16 protein-coding genes are annotated in these 22,880 nt (G+C 69.6%); 8 read left to right on the forward strand and 8 right to left on the reverse strand.

Features of this window, described 5'->3' with window-relative positions; all coding sequences use genetic code 11:
* Positions 1-276 precede the first annotated feature (276 nt).
* Positions 277-1,488, forward strand: a complete 1,212-nt coding sequence (locus tag KUA19_RS37750; protein ID WP_217404023.1) for a toll/interleukin-1 receptor domain-containing protein — start codon at positions 277-279, stop codon at positions 1,486-1,488.
* 261 nt (positions 1,489-1,749) lie between these two features.
* Here KUA19_RS37750 and KUA19_RS37755 read toward each other — a convergent pair whose 3' ends face one another.
* Together KUA19_RS37755 and KUA19_RS37760 are read right to left on the reverse strand one after the other, a co-directional pair.
* The gene (locus tag KUA19_RS37755; protein ID WP_217404025.1) at positions 1,750-1,944 is read right to left on the reverse strand and encodes a hypothetical protein; all 195 of its coding nucleotides are present in this window, start codon (positions 1,942-1,944) and stop codon (positions 1,750-1,752) included.
* 259 nt (positions 1,945-2,203) lie between these two features.
* Positions 2,204-2,710: a hypothetical protein gene (locus KUA19_RS37760; protein WP_217404027.1), complete on the reverse strand. Its 507-nt coding sequence runs from the start codon at positions 2,708-2,710 to the stop codon at positions 2,204-2,206.
* A gap of 284 nt (positions 2,711-2,994) precedes the next feature.
* Here KUA19_RS37760 and KUA19_RS37765 point away from each other — a divergent pair, with 284 nt between their 5' ends.
* Entirely contained in the window at positions 2,995-7,875 is a 4,881-nt protein-coding gene (locus KUA19_RS37765; protein ID WP_217404029.1) for a LamG-like jellyroll fold domain-containing protein, read from the forward strand.
* Between the two features lie 51 nt (positions 7,876-7,926).
* Here KUA19_RS37765 and KUA19_RS37770 read toward each other — a convergent pair whose 3' ends face one another.
* Positions 7,927-8,310, reverse strand: coding sequence for a VOC family protein (locus KUA19_RS37770; RefSeq protein ID WP_217404031.1), 384 nt, complete (start codon positions 8,308-8,310; stop codon positions 7,927-7,929).
* A gap of 275 nt (positions 8,311-8,585) precedes the next feature.
* On the opposite strand from KUA19_RS37770, the gene KUA19_RS37775 reads away from it, so the two are divergent.
* The 3 genes from KUA19_RS37775 to KUA19_RS37785 all read left to right on the forward strand — a co-directional run bounded on the left by KUA19_RS37775 (position 8,586) and on the right by KUA19_RS37785 (position 12,520).
* On the forward strand, positions 8,586-9,686 hold the full coding sequence (locus tag KUA19_RS37775) for a tetratricopeptide repeat protein (RefSeq protein ID WP_217404033.1): 1,101 nt from the start codon (positions 8,586-8,588) through the stop codon (positions 9,684-9,686).
* A 274-nt stretch (positions 9,687-9,960) separates the two neighbouring features.
* On the forward strand, positions 9,961-11,166 hold the full coding sequence (locus tag KUA19_RS44810; RefSeq protein WP_308167880.1) for a tetratricopeptide repeat protein: 1,206 nt from the start codon (positions 9,961-9,963) through the stop codon (positions 11,164-11,166).
* Between the two features lie 217 nt (positions 11,167-11,383).
* Complete coding sequence (locus tag KUA19_RS37785; RefSeq protein ID WP_217404036.1) at positions 11,384-12,520, forward strand: tetratricopeptide repeat protein; 1,137 nt, start codon at positions 11,384-11,386, stop codon at positions 12,518-12,520.
* Positions 12,521-12,679: 159 nt separating this feature from the next.
* On the opposite strand, the gene KUA19_RS37790 is transcribed toward KUA19_RS37785, so the two are convergent.
* The 3 genes from KUA19_RS37790 to KUA19_RS44300 all read right to left on the reverse strand — a co-directional run bounded on the left by KUA19_RS37790 (position 12,680) and on the right by KUA19_RS44300 (position 15,360).
* Entirely contained in the window at positions 12,680-13,633 is a 954-nt protein-coding gene (locus tag KUA19_RS37790; protein ID WP_302563641.1) for a serine/threonine-protein kinase, read from the reverse strand.
* Positions 13,634-13,815: 182 nt separating this feature from the next.
* Positions 13,816-14,541, reverse strand: a complete 726-nt coding sequence (locus tag KUA19_RS37795; protein WP_254550759.1) for a GAF and ANTAR domain-containing protein — start codon at positions 14,539-14,541, stop codon at positions 13,816-13,818.
* 99 nt (positions 14,542-14,640) lie between these two features.
* A complete protein-coding gene (locus KUA19_RS44300) occupies positions 14,641-15,360 on the reverse strand; it encodes a GAF and ANTAR domain-containing protein (protein ID WP_217404042.1) in 720 nt (239 codons plus the stop codon).
* A gap of 128 nt (positions 15,361-15,488) precedes the next feature.
* Here KUA19_RS44300 and KUA19_RS44305 point away from each other — a divergent pair, with 128 nt between their 5' ends.
* Complete coding sequence (locus KUA19_RS44305) at positions 15,489-15,620, forward strand: hypothetical protein (RefSeq protein ID WP_302563643.1); 132 nt, start codon at positions 15,489-15,491, stop codon at positions 15,618-15,620.
* Positions 15,621-15,626: 6 nt separating this feature from the next.
* Here KUA19_RS44305 and KUA19_RS37805 read toward each other — a convergent pair whose 3' ends face one another.
* Together KUA19_RS37805 and KUA19_RS37810 are read right to left on the reverse strand one after the other, a co-directional pair.
* Entirely contained in the window at positions 15,627-18,416 is a 2,790-nt protein-coding gene (locus tag KUA19_RS37805) for a toll/interleukin-1 receptor domain-containing protein (RefSeq protein WP_217404044.1), read from the reverse strand.
* Positions 18,417-18,542: 126 nt separating this feature from the next.
* Positions 18,543-19,244 carry a hypothetical protein gene (locus KUA19_RS37810; protein WP_217404046.1) on the reverse strand — a complete coding sequence of 234 codons (702 nt, stop codon included), beginning with the start codon at positions 19,242-19,244 and terminating at the stop codon, positions 18,543-18,545.
* A gap of 392 nt (positions 19,245-19,636) precedes the next feature.
* Here KUA19_RS37810 and KUA19_RS37815 point away from each other — a divergent pair, with 392 nt between their 5' ends.
* A complete protein-coding gene (locus tag KUA19_RS37815; RefSeq protein WP_217404048.1) occupies positions 19,637-19,780 on the forward strand; it encodes a hypothetical protein in 144 nt (47 codons plus the stop codon).
* Between the two features lie 297 nt (positions 19,781-20,077).
* On the forward strand, positions 20,078-22,816 hold the full coding sequence (locus tag KUA19_RS37820) for an ATP-binding protein (protein ID WP_308167875.1): 2,739 nt from the start codon (positions 20,078-20,080) through the stop codon (positions 22,814-22,816).
* Positions 22,817-22,880 lie beyond the last annotated feature (64 nt).

A 22,880-nucleotide genomic window follows, 5' to 3' on the forward strand; every position in this document is an offset into this window, starting at 1 on the left:
TGATGGCACGGCAGGCACGGGACTCCTGTCGTTGAAGCGTAGAGAACTCCAATGATCGATGAGTCCCGTGCCTGTTCGCTATCCCTGACCGGCCACGCCCAGCTCAACGCCTACTGCCGGTCGCTCTTAGCGGTTTTTCAACACCAGCGGTATGCGCGGCCGTGACCTGCCACAACCTGAACTCGTCCTGTGGCTGCCCACCTATGGCCCGGATCTTGGAATTCATACACGCGCAGCCGATGCCTTGAGATCGACGATGCTCGGTAGTTTGCTCGGGTGTCGGTTCATGTGTTCCTCAGTTACAGCCGCGTGCCGGACTACAAGTATGTGCATCGGTTGGCTGCGCACCTGTCGGCAGCGGGGGTCTCGGTGTGGTTCGACCAGGAGATCGTCAGCGGCGAGAGATGGGTCGACGTGATCAAGGAGCGGCTCGACTCGTGTGCCGCCTTCGTGGTGGTGATGAGCCCAGCATCGGAGGCGTCGAAGTGGGTGGAGCTGGAGCTCAACCGGGCCGAGAAGCTCGGCAAACCGATCTTTCCGCTGCTCCTTGAGGGTGACGTTTTCTTCCGGCTGAGCAATGTGCACTACGAGGACGTCACCGGTGGGCGGATGCCCTCAGCCAGGTACGTCAGCCGACTGCTCAATCCGCCCACTACTCCAGTCTCTCCGGTACCGCGACCGGCGAGACTCCGAGGCATCCCTATCGCGACACTTACCGGCCACACCGAGTGGGTATCGTCGGTGGTGTTCGGCTCGGACGGGCAGACCGTCGCTACCGGCAGCACCGACGCGACGGTGCGGCTGTGGGATCTCACCGACCGGGGGCGGCCCGCCCTCACCGCCACCCTCACCGGCCATACCGACAGCGTGTCGTCGGTGGCGTTCAGTCCGGACGGGCGGACCCTCGCCACCGGCAGCCGCGACGCGACGGTGCGGCTGTGGGACGTCACCGACCGGCGGCAACCCGCCCTCACCGCCACCCTTCCAGACCACACCCACCAGGTGTTGTCGGTGGCGTTCAGTCCGGACGGGCGGACCCTCGCCACCGGCAGCCGCGACGCGACGGTGCGGCTGTGGGACGTCACCGACCGGCGGCGACCCGCCCTCACCGCCGCCCTCACCGGCCACACCAACGTGGTCTCGTCGGTGGCGTTCAGTCCGGACGGGCGGACCCTCGCCACCGGCAGCTACGACGCGACGGTGCGGCTGTGGGACGTCACCGACCGGCGGCGACCCGCCTCCACCGCCACCCTTCCAGGCCACACCCACCAGGTGTTGTCGGTGGCGTTCAGCCCGGACGGGCAGACCCTCGCCACCGGCAGCGGCGACAAGACGGTGCGGCTGTGGGACGTCACCGACCGGCGGCGACCCGCTGTCACCGCCACCCTCACCGGCCACACTGACAGCGTGTTGACGGTGGGGTTCAGCCCGGACGGGCAAACCCTCGCCACCGGCGGCAGCTATAAGACGGTGCAACTATGGAAGTGACCGTGACCTCAGTCAGTCGTGGCGTACGCCCGGCTAGCGGTCACGAAGACCACTGATGGCAACATCGACGACCTGCCAACTCGGTGTCGGGCTGGTTTGTGCAACCGCCTATTGCCCGGATCTTGCCGTCCCCGTGGCGCCACGACCCGCTGTTGATCACAACGGCTGGATCTTGCGTGGTCGAACAGGTGGGACGGTCACGACCGGCCCCTGAACAGCGGGAACACGGTTCGGATTCTGCGACGTATGGTCCATCATCAGTTACAGCAGGTCAAGCCCTTCTTCGGAAGGGCTTTCCTCGTCTTTGGGCACGGTGTCGAGGCCCATGGCCAGCGAAAAGTCAGCGAGGGCAGCGCGAACCCGCTGGCCCTGGTCGCCGGAGTGGTGCGTGTAGCGGTTCAGGGTCAAAGAGGTGATTACGGCGCAGGAGATCAGGTCCGCCAGCAGGGCGACCATATCGACGTGGCCACCGTCAGGCGCGGGATCACCGTCGAGGACGGCGGCTATCACTGGCGGGGCGAGTTGCGCCTGTGGGACAACGAGATCTTGATGGGCTGGTACGCCGCGAACGACGGCCGCCCCAAAGGCACCATCACTTCGTCCTGCACCCCGAGAAACGGAGATCGGCAGCGCAAGGACATCCAACTGCAAATCTGGTCGGCGGGTGGGCAACGGGGTGTCGAGTTCGACGCCCGCCCACCCGCCGAAGTATTCCCTAGTCAGCCTTCATACGTTCTTCGTCTGGTTTCCAGACTTCAGGTGGCATTGGCGAGGCGCCAAGATCGACCCGCATGACGTTTAGCAACTGCACCCGAACATGATGGTCGCTCACTGTCTTGCGGGCGCCCGCCACGACCTGGTCCGCTTTCGTGCGCAGTACTCGCCGCAACTCTTCGGCGGCCGCAACGACATCTTGCGGTGCGCTCAGCGCAAGTTGGTACATCGCCGTATTGAAGTCCATGCGGGCAGTGATCAACTTCGTCAAATCGTCTGGAGTCAGGTCTGTGATGGGTTCGCGCTCGCGGCGCTGCATCAGTAGGCGAGTGGCCGCAACAAGACCGTCAGCTGCGGTGAAGAGATTCTGGTAGATCTGGCGCCTGTCGGTCAGCGCTTGGTCCGAGCGTCGACGCTGATGATCCCTTCCGCTTACCCAGATCGCGGCAAAGATGCCCGCGATGCCGACGAGTGCCGTACTTGCTGTGCCGATCCACTCCGAGGCCACGAAGAGATTGTGGCCGCGACGTGCAAGAAGTTGATCTGTTGAACGCGGTGTGTGATAGGCGGCGGTGCTTGAGTCCTGCTCGAAGCCGCAGGTTCCTGTGCCAGAGATCATCTAATCGGGCCGCCCTGGCCGGATCGCAGGGCCCAGGTCGATGCCACCGCCGCAGGCCGGTCATTGACCCGCCCCCATGGAGCGAATCAAAGTTGGTAACTTCGCGCCGTGCCGTAGGCCACGGCGCGATCTCGCTACCAATCGGGGTACTCATGCGATCTCATCCCTCCCGCGTGCCACGCGCTGCCTTCGCGGCGGTCGGCGGCTTGGCGGTCCTCGTCGCCGCCACGATCACGGTGCTCGGGGCCACGGCGGCTCCGGCGGCGGCCAAGGCTGCACCCGCGCGGCCCGCCCTCACCGCCCGCGAAGCCGTCGACCAGGCCCGCCGCACCGGCAAGACGGTGGACGTCACCGGGTCGACCACCGCCACCGACACCCTCGCCGCGAAGCCTGACGGCTCGCTGACGCTGACCCGTTCGCTCGTGCCGGTGCGCAAGCTCGTCGGCGGGGCCTGGACCGCGCTGGACGCGACGCTGCGCCGCGCGGCGGACGGCTCGATCGCCCCGGCCACGACCACCGACGGCCTGCGCTTCTCCGGCGGCGGCACGGGACCCGCGGTGACGATGACGTCCAGCGGCCGAACGTTTGCGCTGACGCTGCCGATGGCACTGCCCGCGCCGACCCTCTCCGGCGACACCGCGAGCTACGCCGGGGTGCTGCCGGGCGTCGACCTGCGGCTGCGCGCGGACCGGCAGGGCGGCTTCGCCCAGGTCCTGGTCGTGCACGACGCGGCCGCCGCGCGGCAGCCGGCCCTGCGGTCACTGGCCTTGGGCCTGCACGCCGACGGGATCACCTTCACCACCGGTGCTGACGGCTCGCTGACCGGCGCCGACAGCCGGGGTCGGACGCAGCTCAGCGCGCCCGCCCCGATCATGTGGGACTCCACCGTGGGCACCGGGCCGACCGTCGCCGAGCTCAAGACGGGCCGCGCGCTCGACGCGCGTACCGGCATCCCGGCCGAATCCGACGCGAGGGCCCCGGGCGCGCACGCCCGGCGCGCGAGCATCGCGACCAGCACGGCCGCGGGGCGACTCACCCTCACCCCCGACGCGGCGATGCTCTCGGGTACGGGCGTCGTCTTCCCCCTCTACCTCGACCCGTCGTTCTCCTGGACCCCCGTCAGCCCCAAGCAGTCGGGTTGGGCCACCGTCTCGCACTCCTACCCGGGCAGCTTCTACTGGAACAAGACCCCGGACCCCGACGGGCACCTGCAGGTCGGCAACAGCAACGAGGCCCTGCTGCCCAACGGCATCTGGTCGCGGTCGTTCCTCAACTTCGACATCCCCGTGTCCACGCTGGCCGGGGCCACGATCCACTCGGCCTCGCTGAGCATGCTCGAAGTCCACTCCTACTCGTGCACCGCGACCACGGTCAACCTGTACGCCCCGGCCGCCACGCTGACCTCAGGCAACGCGTCCTGGAACTCGTGGAGCGGGGTGAACCTCGGCTCCGTCGTCGACTACAAGACCGTCGCGTACGGCCGGACCGGCTGCCCGTCGAACTGGCTCGGCTTCAACATCGCCGGTGCGATCAGCAGCGCGGTCGCCGGGAACAAGTGGACCCAGACGTTCGTGCTCACCGGCGTCAACGAGTCGAGCGACTTCAACAGCTACAAGGAGTTCGACCTCAACAACGTCTACATGTCGGTGGAGTACAACCACGCGCCGAACATCCCGACGGGCCTGTCCACCAACCCCGTCACGGCCTGCGCCGCGACCCCGCCCAGTGCGGTCGGCGACGCCGCGGTCACGTTCTACGCCCCGGTCTCCGACCCCGAGGGCAACAACCTCGGCGTGACCTACGAGCTGTGGAAGACGTCGACTCCGGGCACCATCCTCGCCTCATCCGACCCGAACCTGCTGGGGGCCGGGTCGGGCGGCACCGCCGTGTGGACCGTGCCGCAGGCGACGCTGCGGGGCGCGGCCGGGTCGTCGGTGACCCAGTTCTCCTGGCATGTGCGGGCGACCGACGGGAACATGACCGGCCCCTGGTCGGCGACGTGCAGTTTCAACTTCGACCCCACCCGAACGGGTCCCCCGACGGTCACCGCCCCGGGCTCCTCGACGATCGGCCAGAGCGCGTCGTTCTCGGTGGTCAAGGCACCGACCGGCACCGTGCCGACGAGCTACCTGTACCAGCTCAACGGCGGCGCGCCGCAGTCCGTGGCCGCGAGCGGTGGCAACGCCACCATCAGCGTCAAGCCGACCCGGTCGACGAACACGCTCACGGTGACGAGCCTGTCGGCTGGCGGCAACATCGGCGACACCGCCAGTGTCGTCTTCAACGCCGCCCCGGCGGCCGCGGCGGCGGCCGGCGACCTGACCGGTGACAGCGCCGCCGACCTGGTCACGGTCGGTGGCGCCAACGGGCTGCCGGTCGGGCTGTGGCAGGCCACCGGCCGCGACGACGGCCAGCTGCTGCCCGCCGCCAGCGACATCGGCGCCAACGGCAACGGTGTCGGCGGCACCTACAGCCCCGACGAGTTCACCGGTGCCCAGGCCGTCACGGGTCGCTTCACCGGCACCGGCCTGCAGGACGTGCTCGTGTACTACCCCGGCGGGGTCAACGCGGGCGGCGGCGCCGTCCTCGCCGGTCCCGGCGACGGCTCGGCCATCCAGTCCCAGCAGAGCAGCAACGTCTACAACCTCAGCGTGGGCCTGCTCACCGACAACAACGGCCTCAACCCGCTCCAGGTGGCGAACGGCGGCGACCTGACCCGCCGGGGCTTGGCCTACCCGGATCTGATCACCGTCAACGGCGACGCCGCCAACGGCTACTACCTGGCCGTCTACCCCAACCAGAACGCGGTTGCCGGCTACCCGAGCGCCGTACACCTGGCCGGGACCACCCCCGCCGGTGACATGGCTTGGGACGCGTGGACGATCACGACCGCGCAGATGGCGACCGGTCCGGCCATGTTCCTGTGGAACCGGGCCACCGGTGCGCTGCACCTGTGGCGCGACATCGCCTTCGACCTCGGCACCGGCATGTTCAGCTACACGGCGGTGACGCTGAAGACGAGCGGCTGGAACACCGGTGTGTCGCTGAACCTCAGCGCGGCCGACGTCAACCGCGACGGGTCGCCCGACCTGTGGAGCGTGGGCGCCGGCGGGCGGGTCACGGCATACCTGGTGACGGGCCTGGGCGCGACCCCGGCGATCACCGCGCAGCCCAGCCAGACGCTGCTCGCGGCCAGCCATGCCTGGCTGCTCAACGACCATTCGACAGGGACGGTCAGCGGCACCGACACCGCCCGCGACGCGGTCGGCGGGGCCCCGCTGAGCGGTAACGCGACCTGGAACACCGGCGATCTCTACAGTCCGGACGTCGTCTTCAACGGCAGCAGCGTGATCGCCACTTCCGGGCCCGCCGTGAACACGACGGCCGACTTCAGCGTCTCCGTGTGGGCAAAACCCAACGGCGGCACCGGCCAGCAGGTCGTCCTCGGCCAGGACGGCGCCGTAGTGGCCGGTTTCGACCTCTACTACGAGCCCACCGACAGTTCGTGGCGGTTCACGATGCCCTCCGCCGACGCGACGGGCGCCGCTTATGACATCGCCGCCGCGCCGGCCGCCAGCGCGAAGCCCGGGGTGTGGAGTCATCTGGCCGTCAGCTACGAGCGGGCGACCGGCCTGATGAACCTCTACCTCAACGGCGTCAACGTGGCCCGGACCGCGCACGCCGCGGTCTGGAGCGCGGCCGGGCCGTTCAAGGTCGGGGCCTTCGGCTACCAGGGCGCCAACACGTCCTACTTCTCCGGCCAGGTCGCCGACGTGCAGACCTGGAACCAGGTGGTCGTGCCGCCGCTGAACGGCAGCACCACCGGCGCCTGGAACCTGGCCGGCAGTGGTGCCGACAGCTCGGGCAACGCGCATCCGCTGGCGCTGTCGGGCGGGGCGTCGTGGGCGGCCGGGCGGGTCGTCGGCGGTCCGCAGTCCCTGCACCTCGACGGCGTCAACGGCTATGCGGCCGCGAGCACGTCGGTGATCGACACGTCGGCGAGTTTCTCGGTGTCGGCGTGGGTCCGGCCCACCAGCCTCGGCTACTTCCGTACCGTGTTCTCGGTGGATTCGGCCGTGGCCAACCCGGTCGCGATGGGGATGACCGACACCGGCCGCTGGACCATGTGGGCCCGGCCGGTCGACAGTGGCGGCGGGGTGGCCCCGGTCGTCGGCGGGACGGTCGCCCTCAACGTGTGGACGCACCTGACCGGCGTCTACGACGCGGCCACCAGCAAGATCACGATGTATGTGAACGGGGTGTCCGCGGGCTCGTCCACGATCGCGCCCATCCGCAAGGCCACCGGCCCGCTCGTGCTGGGCCACTACCAGTACGCGGGCGGCAACAGCGGCTTCTTCGCCGGTGAGATCGCCGAGGTGCGGGTCTGGGACCGGGTCGTCTTCGAACCCGAGGCCAAGAACCTGACGAACGCCACCACGGCCTCCGCCACCTGGGAGCTCAACGGGACCGGGGCCGACACCTCGGTCTTCAACCGGTCGGTGGTGCCCGGCGGCACCACGTCCTGGGCGGCCGGGCGGATCCCGGGCACCCAGTCGCTGCACCTGGACGGGGTCACCGGCTACGCGCTGTCCAACGCGGTGGTCATCAACCCCACCAGCGGCTTCACCGTCTCCGCCTGGGTGCGGGCGACCAGCCTCGGCTACGTCCGTACCGCCGTGTCGGGGGATTCGACCATCTCGAATCCGTGGGCGCTGGGCATGGACGACGCCGGTCACTGGAGCATGTGGGCGCGCCCGAACGACAACTCCGGCGGCGGCCCCCCGGCCACCGGCGGGTCGGTGGCGCTCAACACCTGGACCCACCTGACCGGGGTCTACGACCCGGCGACGTCGCAGCTGCGGCTCTACGTCAACGGGACGTTCGCGGCGCAGTCGACCATCACGCCGATGTACCAGGGCACCGGCAAGATCGTGCTGGGCCGGTTCAGCTGGCAGGGCAGCCCGGGCGGCAACTGGTCGGGGGAGATCGCGCAGGTCCGGGTCTTCACCGGGGTGGCCTCGGCCGCCGACGTCAAGGCGCTGGCGGCGCCGTAGCGGATCACGGTGCGGGGTGGCGCTGCGGCGTCACCCCGCCTCCCCTGCCTGCTACTGCCAGCCGCCGTACGGGACGGTGATGACTTCCATCCCGTGCCCGTCGGGGTCGGTGAAGTAGACGCCGCGACCGCCGTCGTTGTGGTTGATCTCGCCCGGCTGCCGCCCGTGCGGGTCGGCATAGTAGGCCACCCGGTACTGCTTGATCCGTTCGAAGATCGCGTCGAACTCCTCCTCGGTCACCAGGAACGCGTAGTGCTGCGGCGTGGTGACGGACTCCACCGTCGCGAAGTCGAGGGTGACCCCGTTGTCGGTGCCCACCGGCAGGAACGGGCCCCAGGCCCGCCCGATCCGCAGGCCCAGGATGCCGGCCAGGAACTCGGCGGACACCTGCCGATCGGTGGCGAAGACGATCGTGTGATTCAACTGGACTGCCATGAAATGCCTCCACAGGCATCTCCTCAGCACCTCGTGCGCCTCACCCGGTCGGTGACGACGTTTGATGCCGGTCCAATCACCGTAGTACACCTCGGCGGCGACCCGCACCGACCCGCAAATATATCGACAAACGATGATTGCTGAATGCCGCTCGGCAGGATCCCTCCCAATGCTGACGAGGAGGTGATTCCCTCAACAAGATCGTCGTTCGCCAGGCGGGCACTGTCCTGCTGGCCGGTGCGGCGAGATCGACGGTAGTTGGTAGTTTGCTGGGGGTGTCCGGTCATGTGTTCATCAGTTATAGCCACGCCGCCGACAGCGACTACGTCGCGAAGCTGGCCGCGCATCTCACCGCCGCTGGCGTCGTGGTGTGGTTCGACCAGAAGGTCGTCACCGGCGACCGGTGGTCCAGGGTGATCCAGCAGCAGATCGACACCTGCGCGGCCTTCATCGTGGTGATGAGCCCGGCCTCGAACAAGTCCGACTGGGTGGACCGGGAGATCGACCAGGCCCAACTACGCGGCAAACCGGTATTCCCGCTACTGCTGGGTGGGGAGCGGTTCTTCCGTCTGGCGCACCTGCAGTTCGTGGACGTCACCGGTGACCGGATGCCACCGGCCGGGTTCGTCGCCCAGCTTCACAGTGCGCAGACCGCCGCGCCAGCCGCGTTTGCCGCACCGGTGGTTGTGACTGTCGACGCCGCGATACTCGAACGCCAGCACACGGACGCCGTCACGATGTACGAACGGGGTGACTATGCCGAAGCCGCGGACCTCTTGCGTCATGTCATTGCCGACCGCACCCGTGTCCAGGGCGCCGACCACCCCGACACCCTGAACTCCCGCCACGATCTTGCGAACAGCATCGGGGAGAGCGGGGACCGGGCGGAGGCGGTACGCCTGTACCGCACCCTCGTCGCCGACCGCATCCGTGTCCTGGGCGTCGACCACCCCGACACCCTGGACTCCCGCCACAACCTCGCGTACAACATCGGGGAAGGCGGGGACCGGGCCGAGGCGGTACGCCTGTTCCGTACCCTCGTCGCCGACCACATCCGCGTCCTGGGCGTCGACGACCCCGAAACCCTGACTGCCCGCCACAACCTCGCGTACAACATCGGGGAGATCGGGAACCGGGCCGAGGCCGTACGCCTGCTCCGCACCCTCGTCGCCGATCGCAATCGCATCCTGGGCGCCGACCACCTTCACACCCTGTCTACCCGCCACAATCTCGCGTACAACATCGGGCAGGGCGGGGACCGGGCCGAGGCGGTACGCCTGCTCCGCCAGGTCGTCGCCGACCACGTCCGAGTCCTGGGCGCCGACCACCCGGAAACCGAAATCAGCCGTCAAGCGCTGAAGAATTTCGGCGGCTAGCTGCCCTGGAGTTGTTCCCTCGAGTGTTCGATCATCGGACAGCGTCGGGGTTCAGGGGCAGTAGCGCCGTGAGCACCTGAGCCATCATGGGACGATGTCCCACCTGAGCGGCCCTGCGGGACCAGACCCGGAGCACTACCCTGATGTCGCCGCGGTCGGCGACCTTCACGCGGCTTTGCAGACGCCGCCGCCGCGATCTCGATGTTCGTTCTGCACTCGTAGCCGATGCCATGAGATCGACAGCAGTCGGTAGTTTGCTGGAGTGTCGGGTCATGTGTTCATCAGTTACAGCCATGCCGGCGACAGCGCCTACGTCGCGAAGTTGGCCGCGCATCTCGGCTCCGCCGATATCGAGGTGTGGTTCGATCGTCAGGTCATCACAGGTGACCGCTGGTCCAGGGTGATTCAGCAGCGTATCGACACGTGCGCGGCGTTTGTCGTGGTGATGAGCACGGCTTCGGGCCAGTCGGACTGGGTGGACCGGGAGATCGACCAGGCCGAACTCCTGCGCAAGCCGATATTCCCGCTGCTGCTGGAAGGCACGCGGTTCTTTCGCCTGGCCCACCTGCAATACGAGAACGTTACCGGCGACCGGATGCCGACGCCTGAGTTCACCGCCCGCCTGCGCCGCGGTCGGAATGCAGCCCCCGCCGCGCCGGTCGCTGCGCCTGTCGATGCGGCGACCCTCACCCGTCAGTACAACGACGCCGACAGGATGCGCGAACGGGGCGCCTACGCCGAAGCCGCAGACCTGCTGCGTCACGTCGTCACCGGCCGCACCCGGGTCCTGGGTGCCGACCACCCCGACACTCTGATCTCCCGCCACACGCTCGCGCTCAACATCGGGGAGTGCGGGGACCGGGCCGAGGCGGTGCGCCTGTTCCGCGAGGTCGTCGCCGACTACACCCGGGTCCTGGGCGCCGACCACCTCAGCACCCTGCGCTCCCGCTACATGCTCGCGTACGACATCGGGGAGTGCGGGGACCGGGCCGAGGCGGTGCGCCTGTTCCGCGAGGTCGTCGCCGACAACACCCGCGTCCTGGGCGCCGACCACCTCACTACTCTGGTCTCCCGCCACACGCTCGCTTACAGCGTCGGGGAGTGTGGGGATCGGGCCGAGGCGGTGCGCCTGTTCCGTGAGGTCGTCGCCGACTACACCCGGGTCCTGGGCGCCGACCACCCTGACATCCTGGCCTCCCGCCACATGCTCGCGCACAACATCGGTGAGAACGGGGATCGGGCCGAGGCGGTGCGCTTGTTCCGTGAGGTCGTCGCTGCCCGCACCCGGGTCCTGGGCGCCGATCACCCCGTCACCCTGGCCTCCCGCCACATGCTCGCGCACAACATCGGTGAGAACGGGGATCGGGCCGAGGCGGTGCGCCTGTTCCGCGAGGTCGTCGCCGACTACACCCGTGTCCTGGGCGCCGACCACCCCGACACCGAAGCGAGCCGCATAGGCCTGGAGGCCAACGGTGGGTAGCAGTTCCAACGGCACGTCATATGCTCCACGCGTACTCCTGGAGCAGGACATCGAGGCTTGATCTGAGGCCTCCGCCCAGGATTTTCACCGCGCCTGAGCCGGGGTCGTACGGTATGGGTATCCCAGACCGCCGCCGAAGGAACGAGAGCATCCAAATCCCGGGTATGGCCCGGGCGGGTGATGTCCGGTGATCGACGGCGTCGGTAGCGTTCCGGTGGTGAGCGGCCACGTGTTCAGCAACTACAACCAAGCCGCGGATGCCGGGTACCCGGCCGCGCCGATGGGTGCGACCGTCGACGCCGAAGCCCTCACCCGCCAGCGCAAAGACGCCGCCAGGAGGTATGAACGGGGCGACTATGCCGAGGCTGCGGATCTGCTGCGCAACGTCGTCGCCGACAGCATCCGCGTGCTGGGCGCCGAGCATCTCAAGACCCTGAGTGCTCGCCACGCCCTCGCGCGCAGCGTCCGGGAGGGCGGGAACCCGGTCGAGGCGGCCCGTCTGTTCCGTGACCTCGTCATCGACCACACCCGCGTCGTGGGCGCCGACGACCCCCGCACCCTGAACTGTCGCCACAACCTCGCGTACAGCATCAGTGAGGGCGGGGACGCGGCCGAGGCGGCCCGTCTGTTCCGTGACCTCGTCGCCGACCGTACCCGCGTCCTGGGCGCCGATCACCCCGACACCCTGGCACCCCGCCACAACCTCGCGTACTGCATTGGGCAGGGCGGGGACCAGGCCGAGGCGGCCCGCCTGTTCCGCGTTCTCGCCGCCGACAGCGCCCGCGTCCTGGGTGCCGACCATCCCGACACCCTGAACGCCCGCCACAACCTCGCGCACAGCCTCAGGGAGGGCGGGGACCGGGCCGAGGCGGCACCTCTGTACCGCGACCTCGTCGCCGACAGCGCCCGCATCCTGGGCGCCGATCACCCCGACACCCTGACCGCCCGCCACGACCTCGCGTACTGCGTTGGGGAGGGCGGGGACCGGGCCGAGGCGGCCCGTCTGTTCCGCGACCTCGCCACCGATCACACCCGCGTCCTGGGCGGCGATCACCCCCACACCCTGCGCGTCCGACACAATCTTGCGAGCAACATCGGGCAGGGCGGGGACCCGGCCGAGGCGGTACGCCTGCTCCATGTTCTCGTCGCCGCCCGCACTCGCGTCCTGGGCGCCGACCACCCCGCCACTCTGATCTCCCGCCACAACCTCGCGCGGGGCGTCGGGGAGGGTGGGGACCTGGCCGAGGCGGTAGGCCTGCTCCGCGTTCTCGTCGCCGACACCACCCGCGTCCTGGGCGCCGACCACACCTGTACCCAACACAGCCGTCAATTATTGGAACGCTACGGCGGGTAGCGGTTCCGGCGGCACGGGTGCTCGACCCGGCTGATCCACACTGGGACCGATCGTGAGCGGCGACGGCATCAGCCCTGTGGACGAACTGCCCGTCGTTCTGGCCGTACCAGTCGACGACGGCCCGGCGAGCCGCTCGCGGTCGTCGTGCCATTCCGAAAGTCAGGGCTCACTGGCCATCTCCGGGGTATCAGCGCGGCCAGGATCAGAGCTTGAGCGCGGAGACTGAACCGGCGGACGGGACTCCTGGCGGGGTCCGTCCGGGCGCTGGCGGCAGATCACCGCCAGCTCCTGCGCCGTCGGGCGAGCCGACGCGTCGCGCCGCAGAGCCAGGCTGACGACCTCGTCGAGGCCTGGTGGCAGGCCGCACAGATCCGGTTCCGCCGACATGACACGCAGCATCCATTCCATCTCGTTGCGGTTGCCGAACGGGTGCACGCCCCCAGCCAGATACGCCATGACGCAGCCCCACGCGAACACGTCCATAGACGGTGCCGCCGGCATTCCCTGGAGCTGTTCCGGAGCTGCCCAGCCGCGGCTGCACTGCACGAAGCCGCCGTCGCCGCCCACCGTCTCGCCGTGGAAACGGGCGATGCCGAAGTCGATCAAGCGGACATCCCGGCCCCGGACGAGGAGGTTCGACGGCTTCACGTCGCAGTGCACGATCCCCTGGGCGTGCAGCGCGGCCAGGACGTCGGCCAGTGCCGCGCCCAGATCCCACAACCGGCCCGCCGAGATCGAGTTGTCCGCGACCAGGGAACCGCACCGGTAGCCCGGGAGGTAGGCGGTGACCAGATACGCGCCGGCAGCCGACAGACCGAAGTCCAGCGCGGGCGCGGTGCCTCCGGTGTCCGCCGCCGACGCCAGCCAGAACTCCCGCTGGCACGCCTCCACCGATCCGTCGGCAGGCCGCAGCACCTTGACCGCCACGGGGGTATCCGCCGCGGCCATGGCGTAGAAGACATCCGCCTTGCCCCCGGCACCCAGGCGGGACAACAACCGGTATCGGCCGACCCTGACCGGGTCTCCGGCACGAAGCGGCCCAGTCCCCGCGGCGTTACGAGAGATTGCCCGCCCAGCGGGTTCGCCACCGGCCACGGGCAGAGAACTGACCATGGCCAACCTTGCCCCCTGGGTAGACGAAGTCCTTTGTGCAGCAGGAATTCGCCACCGGGGACCGGGGTGACATGCAGACCCTAACGCTTTTCCCGGAGCTCGCAACCATCCACTTGGTTGGATCTGCTGGTTGCTGCGAGATCGTGGGACCGTGAGGCGCACCGCCTCCTGGTCGAGGAGGACTACCCCCGATCGGTGTCCGCCCGCAGGGAGATCCGCTCGGTGCCATCCACGACGGCCCGAGCGAGCACGGACAGGCCACGGTTGGTGGTGCGAGCTGTCGCGCGCAGCAGGTAGAAGGCTTCATCGATGTCCACGCCGAGGCGTTCGGCGATGACACCCTTGGCCTGTTCGATGAGGATGCGGCTGTTCAACGCGGTCTGCAGCTGCTCGGTGAGCAGGTCGCGCCGGCGGATCGCCCGCTGTTGCAGCAGGCCGATCGTGGCGACGTCGGCCAGGCCCTGACCGACGCGCAGCTTGTCGGCGTCGAGCGCCCCGGTCGCGGTGTCGAACAGGTTCAGGGCGCCGATGACCTGGTCGCGTAGCCGCATCGGGATCGCGTGCACGGAATGAAAGCCCGCTTCGGTGGCGGCGGTGGTGAATCCCGGCCAGCGCCCGTCGGCGGTGAGATCGGCGACCGAAATGGGCTGGCCGGTGTGGAAGCAGTCCAGGCAGGGACCCTCGGCGGTCTGGAGCTGGAAGAGTTCCAGCAGTCGGATCCGCTCTGAGGACGCCGCGACCAGTTGCAGGGCATCCTGCTGGTCGGTCAGGAGCAGCCCGGCTGCCGCCACGCCGAGCATCTGGACACATCGTTCGGTGAGGATGTGCAGGAAGTCGATGACATCGAAGTCGTCGACGAGAGTGTCGGCCATTTCGACGAACACGTCCGTTAGCTGGATCTCGGCCATTCTATTCACCCTCGTCATACGATAGTCCCACCGTGACGGCGGGCGACGGCCAGCAGCGAAGCCTCTGGGAACACCGAACGGATATGGCAGCCAAGGACATCAGGGATGCTCACTGTCGGCGGCCTCGAAACGCAGCCGCCGAGCGACGACGTCGGCGGCGACCTCGTGCAGCCGCCGTCCGTGAGCGTAGGCGTAGGCACGTAGCCGGATCAGGGCGACGTCCGGGGTCACGCCGAGCTGGACCGTGATCATTCCGGTGGCCTGGTGCACCTGGGGATGTTGCCGTGCGGCCTGCTCCGGCGAGCGGTTGCGCGATCCCGATCGAGGATGTGCTGCCTGATCGAGCAGCAACGCGCAGAGCGTGTCCGTCAGCAGCAGCGCATCGGCCAGCTGCGTGGGGGTGAGTCGGCCGGGAACCGCCCGGTGCAGCGTGAGCGCACCCAAACGGATCGCGCCGACCTGCAACGGCAGTGCGAAGGCCGCGCGCACCCCGGCCTGAACCGCGGCGGGGCTGAAGACCGGCCACCGGGCCGACGACTCCGCGTCGGAGAGGTCGGTGACCAGCACCGGCCCACCTTCTGACACATCCACAGCCGGCCCTTCCCCCAGGGTCCAGGTCAGCTCCGCCAGTTCGGCGGCGACCGCGGCGCTGGCATACATCGTCTCGCGCAGCCCAGCGCTGAGGCTCACCGTGGCCGCGGCACCGTCGGTGTCGGTGACCGCGATCGTCGCAGCACACACGTGTGCGACCGTGACCTGGGCATCCTCGGCGTATGTCACCACCAGATCCCACAGCTGCAGCCGGCGTTGTGCGCTCACCGCACAGCCCGGCTGCCTGAGGCGAACACCGACATCACGGAAGCTGCCTCCGATACCTTGAACGTTTCGTGAGGCCGCGACGGGCGGGGGACGAAGGAGTGGATCCGGGCCGAAAAAGACTGGCTCCAGTGCGGCTGATCACGCAAGCCTACCTTGGGGCGGAAATCTGCGCGTTCGGCCAGGTCGTGTCTTTCAATGCCCATATCCAGTGGGGTGGTGCGGCGACGGTGACGGTGCCCGAGACGAGGGCGTACGGCTGACGTCGATCACGGTGCCGCGGCGCAGGGGTTGCGTAGCGTCTCCTTGAGCGCGTAGCGGGTCATCTCCGCGTCGGTGAAGCCGCGCCCGCCGATTTGGCAGAGGTACTTGTACGCCGCCTGGGGGTCGGCGATCCAGGCGAGCACCTCGCCGCGGTGATACCCCAGGATGAGGCGGCCGTCGGGGGCGATGGCCATGTCGGTGATCGGGTCGTTGCTCGGGTGGGACAGGCGCGCCAGGTACTGGCCGCGTTCGACGTCCCAGATGATGACCTTGCCGCCGGCGTCGGAGGTGTAGAGGCGCTTGCCGTCAGCGGTGAACACCGCGCCGGACGCGGCGATGTCGTGACCGGACAGGACGTGTACGACCTTGCCGGTCACGGTGTCCCAGAGCAGCGCCTTGCCGTCCAGACCGGCTGAGGCGAGCTTGGTGCCGTCCGGGGAGAACGCCAGTGAGCTCGGGGTGTTCAGGTGGCCACGCAGCCGGTGGACCTCGCGACGGTCGGCGGTGGTCCAGATGGTGATCTCGCCATCGCCGGACCCGGCTGCCAACAGGCGTCCGTCGGGGCTGAACGCGACCGAGCCATAGAGATACTTGTCGCCGAGGCGCACCGCCGTGCGGGTCGCGGTGTTCCACAGCGTGAGCCGGCCGTCGATGCCGCCCGCGGCGAGGGCGGTTCCGTCGTGGCTGAAGGCGATGGCGACGGGCTCCTTCGGCGCGTCCGGCAGTTGCGTCATCGGCTTGTCCGGGTACGAGAGCCACACACTGGTGTCGGTGGCGATCGCGAGTTGCACGCGTTGGCCACTGGCCGGCGTGCCGACGGCGATGTCGACCACGTCCCGGCCGTCGGGCAGGGTGATCTCGTTCGTGCCGCCGTCGCCCGACAGCGCGGTGGATTTGACCAGGCCGTTGGCGTGGCCCGTGAGAACGGAGGTGCCCTCGGGGTCGATGGTCATGGCGTGCACGCCGCCATCGACGAGCGCGTCGCCGAGGATGTCCCACTCGATGATGCTGCCGTCCCGGGATGCGGTGTAGAGCAGGCCCGACTTGTCGGCGCGGGCGATGCCGGTGATGGGAGCGGAATGGGCGTCGAACTGCTTGAGCACCTGCTCCTCCTCGACGGCCCACAGCGCCACGCTGTTGTCACCGCCTCCGGTGACCACCCAGCTGCCGTCGTCGGTGAGGAAGCTGATCGTCCGCACGCCGCTGTAGTGCACCTTGGTCAGGCGGTGCACAAGCTGGCGCGTGGTGATGTCCCAGACCACCACGTTGCCGAGCCCCGCGTCGGGCGCCCCCGCGGCGACGAAGCGGCCGTTGGGGCTGACCGCCAGCGGAACGTCCTTCTCGCTGTCTCCCGGCACCGGCAGGGTGTAGAGCGAGTCCTCCTGGCTCTGGGGTTCGTCGCCAACGCGCCACAGTTTGACGGTGGCGTCGCTCGCCACCGAGACGAGCAGGTCCTGGCTGGCGCTGTAGCCCAGCCCGGTCACGACTCCGTGGTGCCCGTTGAGCAGCGCGTGCGGTTCCTGTGTGCGGGTGTTCCAGACGATGACCTTTGCCTTGTTGTCGCCTGCGGCGATGAGCTCGTCGTCGATGGCGGTCAGCGACATGATGTCGGCGTTGTAGCCGTCGACCTGCAGTCGGCCGAGGCTCGCCCCGGTGCGCGGGTCCCACATGGTCAGTGCGCCGTCGTTGCCGCCGACGATCAGCCGTGCACCGTCCTTGGAGTAGCAGACGGCCCCGGTGACGGCGATTCCGGTGGTGATCACTTTGCGTACCGTGTGGGCTGCGCGGTCCCACAGCACGACGCGTCCGTCGTCCATGACCGCGGCCATGGTGTCGCCGCCGGGGCTGGCCGTCATCCGCAGCACGCTGCCGCCACCTGGGTCCACCATGATCGTCTTGAGGTCGCGCCACCGGCCGGCCTGCGCCAGCAGCGTCGCCTCGGCTTCGGCGCTGGGCGCGGCCTTCCAAGCCGCGACGCTGAGCAGCATGGACAGCTGAGCGGCCGATCCGGCGTCGGCCTCGGCCTGCGACGCGAGGTAGCGCGACAGCGAGACGGCGGCCTCCTGCTCGGCTCGCACCTGTGCCGCGGCGGCCACTGTCGCCTGGTCCCGGGCGACCAGTCCGAGCACGCTGGCCGCGACGGCCAGCACGAGCAGGAAGACGGCCACCGTCCACGCCAGACGCACGGTGCGCCGATGCTGGCGGATGTCCTCGCCGACCAGCTCGTCGACCGGGATGCCGCGGATCGGCGCGGCGAGCGTGCCGATGGCTTTCGTGTAGATCTGCTGGCCCGCCCGGTCCGCGGGCACGCTGCCGTCGGTCGGCAACCCGGTCAGGTCGACCCAGTTCGGCTCCTCGGTGAAGTAGCCGCGCAGCAGGTGTGGCAGTGCGTTGGTCTGGCTCCAGTCGAAGTCGCGGGTGCGGTCGTTCCAGACGATCCGCCCGCCGGTCAGGCAGATGAGCAGTGTCTCGGGCCGCCGGTTGGCGCGCCACCAGGCGAGTTCCTTGCTGACCCAGTCCGATGCGGCGGACTCTTCCGAGGCCAGCAGGACCAGGTAGGAGGACTTGGCGAGGTTCTGCTCCAGGGTCGTCTGCAGCTGCGCGGTGGCGGGCAGGTCCGTCGGGGCGCAGAAGACCCGGATCGACCGGCGCCGGAACCACGGTCGACCGAAGCGCTGCAGCGCCAACCTCAGCGCCGGGGCACGCCGGTCGTCGGAGGCGGTGCTGTAGGAGATGAAGGCGTCGTACTTCGCATCGAGATCGGTGGGGCGATCGGCACTCGGTGACGAGGTCATCACTGTATGGTATGGAGCGCGGGCGATGACATGCGGTCACATCACTGCGTCGCGGGGACAGTCGCCATCGACCGAATGTCGGACGCAGTCCTCAAGCTGTCGCGATCGGTCGAGCGGAAACCCGCCTCAGGACCACAGGGCGATTTCCACGGCTGCTTCGGCGGGCCGCGTACTGGTCGCGGGTGAGATGTGCCTGACGATGACCATCGCCTTTGGCCCGGGGAAGATGCAGAACTTCAGTCCGTCATGCATGACGGATACGTTCTTCTCCCGATTGGACCAGGCCTCGCCGCAGGAGTCCAGGTTCAGCTGGCCGCGACTGACCTCGCCGATGTTGGCATTGGTGCTGATGGACTGTCCTGTCGACCAGAGGGCGCCGTCGCTCCAGTCGGTGCGAAGATAGACCTCCCAGTCGGGCTTCGCCGAGTTCAGCTTGATGATGCAGCCTGCCACCCACGTGTACAGCTCGTGGCGGTAGGGGGCCTTTCCCGCAATGACAGACAACGACCCGGCCGGCGCGGGCCGGTGGCATTGGTCGACGCTCGTCGGCTCTGCCACATCCGTTGTGGATGGGCTCGGTGCTGCGGAGTCGGAGACGGCGGCGGAGGCCGATGCGGTGGCAGGGGTATTCGAACGATCCGCTTGATTATCGGTGGTCCCAGGTCGCAGGCCCCAGATCGACAGGCCTATGACGAGTGCCAGTAGTACGACTGAGGCGATACCCCCCAGCCAGAGCTTGCGTCGGCCGGTCAGGACCTCCTTCAGCCACCAGCCACCCACGGCCAGGAGAAAGGGCGTAAGAATACCGGCGACGGTGAGCTGCCACATGACCGCAAAGGCTAACTGCGTGGTACGGGCGGTGGAACCCTCCGACAGGCCCGGGTTATCCGGCGCATCAGGTAGGCGTCGAGGAATTGCCGTTGGGGCCATTGCGGCTGGGCATGGTGACCATTCCGGGTCCGAAAGCGAGAAGGGGTCGAAAAGCTCACTTCGGAATAATGGCTCTGTTTGCGGACGTCAGCGGTCCGGAGCCGATGAAGGTGCGCCGCCGCCAGTGGTGGCCGTCACGCCACGTAGGCATACCTAGACGTGTGTAGGTGCCGCCCTAGGTACGTTGCGGCCAGGGAAGATACGCCGCTGCTGCGGATGGGGAAAGCCTGTCGGCGGGCCAGTATTGAGCACGTCAGAGAAACACACTGTCACGGACTGAGGAGTCTGGGATGTTCGAGTTGCCCGAACTGAACTTCGATCTCGCGAAGCTGCACCACCGCGAGCTCATCGACGAGGCCGCGAAGGAGAGGTTGGCGGCCAGGGTGCACCGGCACGGCCACAAGCGCCGCCGCCACGACCGCACGGCGCGATGAGCGTCACCGCAACAGGCCCGGGAGCCGTCACACGGCCCCGGGCCTGTTCGTGTCCGGGCCCAGGCGGTCGCGCACGGGTGCGGACCGTCGCCATCTGTCCCATCCCGACCGCCGCAACCGTGCCGGACCCGCCGTGACTGGCGCACCCGCACCATGGCGCGTCGGCCGACCTGGCCCGCCGGGCGTCGCGCGCGAGACGACGGACGAGCCTGCCGGGGTCGATGAGAGCGAGCACACAGGTGCGGTGGCCGGAAAAGGGCCCCGGAGCTGTCCCGGCGCGCCGGTACGCTGTCGCGCGTGGGAAGCCAGCGAGGTGCCGTGAGCTCGGCGATGATCGGCCGTGACCGCGAGTTGCGCCAGCTGACGCAGCTGGTGGCGGCGCGCCGCCCGGCCGTGGTCTTCGTCGGCGGCGAGCCCGGCATCGGCAAGACACGGCTGGTCCGCGAACTGCTGGGCACGCTGCCCCAGCAGGCCGTGGTGTTGGTCGGCCACGCCGAGCCCGACTCCCTGGCCCGCCCGTACGAGCTGCTGCTGGACGCCCTCGACGCGGACGGGGTGAGCGTGGACGCCGAGCGGCTGGCCGCGGTCACCGACCCGAAGCGCAGCCCGGTCGAGCGGCTGCACAGCGGCCTGGCCCTGGTCGCGGACCTGGTCGGCGAGTCGCCGTCGGTGCTCGTGTTCGAGGATCTGCACTGGGCCGACTCGGAGAGTGCCGCGCTGTTCGAGCGCCTCGCCGACGCCGACGGCCCGCGCCTGCTCATCGGGACGTACCGGCCGGACGAGGTGAGCAACCGGCACCCGTTGGCGTCGCTGCTGGAGCGCATGGAGCGGCGGCACGCCGTGGCGCATCTGCGGCTGGAGCGGCTCACCGAGGCCGAGACCGCGGCGCTGCTGGCGACCGCGACCGGTCGGCCGGTGTCGTACCGCACCGCCGCCGCGCTGTACCACCGCACCGGCGGCAACCCGTTCTTCCTGGAGGAGCTGCTCGGCTCGTGCTTGCCGAGCGACCTGGAGTCGCTGGTGGAGCAGCCGCTGCCGTGGAGCCTGGCCGAGGTGCTGCGCCGCCAGGTGACCAGCCTCGACCAGGCGTCGCAGCGGGTGGTGGAGGCGGCCGCGGTGCTCGGCCGCCGGGCGCCGTTCGACCTGCTGGCGACGGTCACCGGGGCGGGCGAGGACGAGCTGATCGGCGTGCTGCGCGAGTTGGTGGTGCGGGGCGTGCTGGTGGAGACCGGCGAGGACGAGTTCAGTTTCCGGCACGCGCTGGTCCGCGAGGCCATCACCGGACAGATGCTGGGCCGCCAGCGCCGCCGCCTGCACGAGAGCGCGTTGGAGGCGCTGCTGGCGGGCGGGGACGGCGACCCGGCGCTGATCGCCCACCACGCCCAGGCCGCCGGCCGGTACGCGGACATGGTCGGCGCGGCCCGCCGTGGCGCCCAGCTCTACCTGTCCATCGGCTCGGCGTACCAGGCGCTGCAGTTGGCCGAGATGGGCATGGCGGAGGAGCCCGAGGACCTGGCACTGCTGTCGGTGGCGGCCCGCGCCGCGTGGCTGGCCGGGCTGCTGGACGACGCCGCCTGCTACGCCCAACGCTGGCGCGACCTGGCCGACGGCCCCGCCGACCGGGCCGACGCGCTCTACCTGCTGATCCGGCTGGCGTGGGAAGCCGGTGACGAGGCGTGGATGGATCGGGTCACCGCCGACATCGAGCAGCTCATCGCGCAGCTGCCGCCCGGTGCTGACAAGGCGCGGGCGATGACGGCCGTCGCGCAGTCGGCGATGCTGCGCGACTACGACGACGAGGCGCTGGCCTGGGCGGACCGGGCACTGGCGCTGGCCGCCGAGTTCGACCTGCCGCAGATCCGGTTGGCCGCGCTGGTCGAGAAGGGCACCGTGCTCACCGGGCACTCCGACCGGTCGGGGGAGGGGCGTGCGATCCTCGCCGGCCTGGTCGACGAGGCCGAGAAGCTCGGCGAGTGGGTGCTGGCCGCACGGGCGCTGAACCGGCTGCTGCAGATGCCGCAGGCCTCCTCCCTGACCGAGCAGACCGAGCTGCTGGAACGGATGCGCGGCGACGCCGAGCGGGCCGGGTTCGAGGCGCTGTCCGTCGCCGCGTACTTCCAGGGCCGGGCCCGGCTGGCCATGCGCGAGGGCGACCTGCAGGCCGCGATCGGCGCGCTCGACGACGGGCGCGCCCGCGACCGGGGCTACCGCCATTCGGGGCGTCGTGCCGACTTCCACGCGGTGTTCCTCGCCGGGCTGTGCCTGGAGTCAGGGGCGCTGGACCGGGTCCGCCGCCTGCTGTCCGACCTGGCCGAAGTCGAGAAGGCCGACCCGATGGTGCTGCACTGCCTCGAATTCCACCTGGCCTGCCGCAGCGGCGACGTCGACCGGGTGCGGGAACTGCTCGACCCGGTGCTGGACGGGCTGCGCGCCCAGGCGTGGCGCAGTGGCGAGCAGGCCCACGACCTGCTGTCCGCGGCGCTGTACGCCGGACTGCCGCTGGACCGGGTGCGCCTGCTCGCCGGTGAGCTGCTTGACGGGCAGGTGTGGGACCACTGGCGGGCGCTGGTGGAGGCGCAGCTCGCCGAGGTGTGCGGGCAGGCCGCGGCGGCGCTGGACGGCTACCGCTCGGTCGCCGAGTCACCCCTGCTCGCCCCGGCCGTGCGCGGCACCGCGCACCTGGGCGTGGCCCGCTGCCTGCTGGCCCTGGGCCGCGACGTCGAGGCGGCCGACGGGGTCGAGCGGGCCGGTGAGCTGCTGCGCCGTTGGACGGGCTGGCGCACCGAGCAGCTGGCCCAGCTGCGGGCGCTGCTCGGCCTGGCCCCGGCCGACGGTCGGCAGACGGTCTCCGGCGCCGCCGCGCTCACCACCCGCGAACGCGAGGTCGCGCTACTGGTGGCCAGCGGCCTCACCAACGCCGAACTGGCCCGCCGCCTGTACATCTCGCCCAAGACGGCGGCCGTCCACGTCTCCAGCATTCTCCGCAAGCTGGGCGTCACCTCCCGTACCGAGGTCACCACCGCCCTTGCGTCCTGACCTGCCGAGCCGCTGCCAGGTCACTGCCCAGACGGCAGCTCGCCGCGCGCGCCGCGCAAAGATC

Source organism: Catellatospora tritici, assembly GCF_019083965.1.
GTDB lineage: Bacteria > Actinomycetota > Actinomycetes > Mycobacteriales > Micromonosporaceae > Catellatospora > Catellatospora tritici.

Bases quoted from the DNA above. Each gene is read 5' to 3' on its own strand.
- KUA19_RS37755 (WP_217404025.1), bottom strand. From the start codon at position 1,944: ATGGTCGCCCTGCTGGCGGACCTGATCTCCTGCGCCGTAATCACCTCT.
- KUA19_RS37770 (WP_217404031.1), bottom strand. From the start codon at position 8,310: ATGGCAGTCCAGTTGAATCACACGATCGTCTTCGCCACCGATCGGCAG.
- KUA19_RS37790 (WP_302563641.1), bottom strand. From the start codon at position 13,633: ATGGTCAGTTCTCTGCCCGTGGCCGGTGGCGAACCCGCTGGGCGGGCA.
- KUA19_RS37795 (WP_254550759.1), bottom strand. From the start codon at position 14,541: ATGGCCGAGATCCAGCTAACGGACGTGTTCGTCGAAATGGCCGACACT.
- KUA19_RS37805 (WP_217404044.1), bottom strand. From the start codon at position 18,416: ATGACCTCGTCACCGAGTGCCGATCGCCCCACCGATCTCGATGCGAAG.
- KUA19_RS37810 (WP_217404046.1), bottom strand. From the start codon at position 19,244: ATGTGGCAGCTCACCGTCGCCGGTATTCTTACGCCCTTTCTCCTGGCC.
- KUA19_RS37815 (WP_217404048.1), top strand. From the start codon at position 19,637: ATGTTCGAGTTGCCCGAACTGAACTTCGATCTCGCGAAGCTGCACCAC.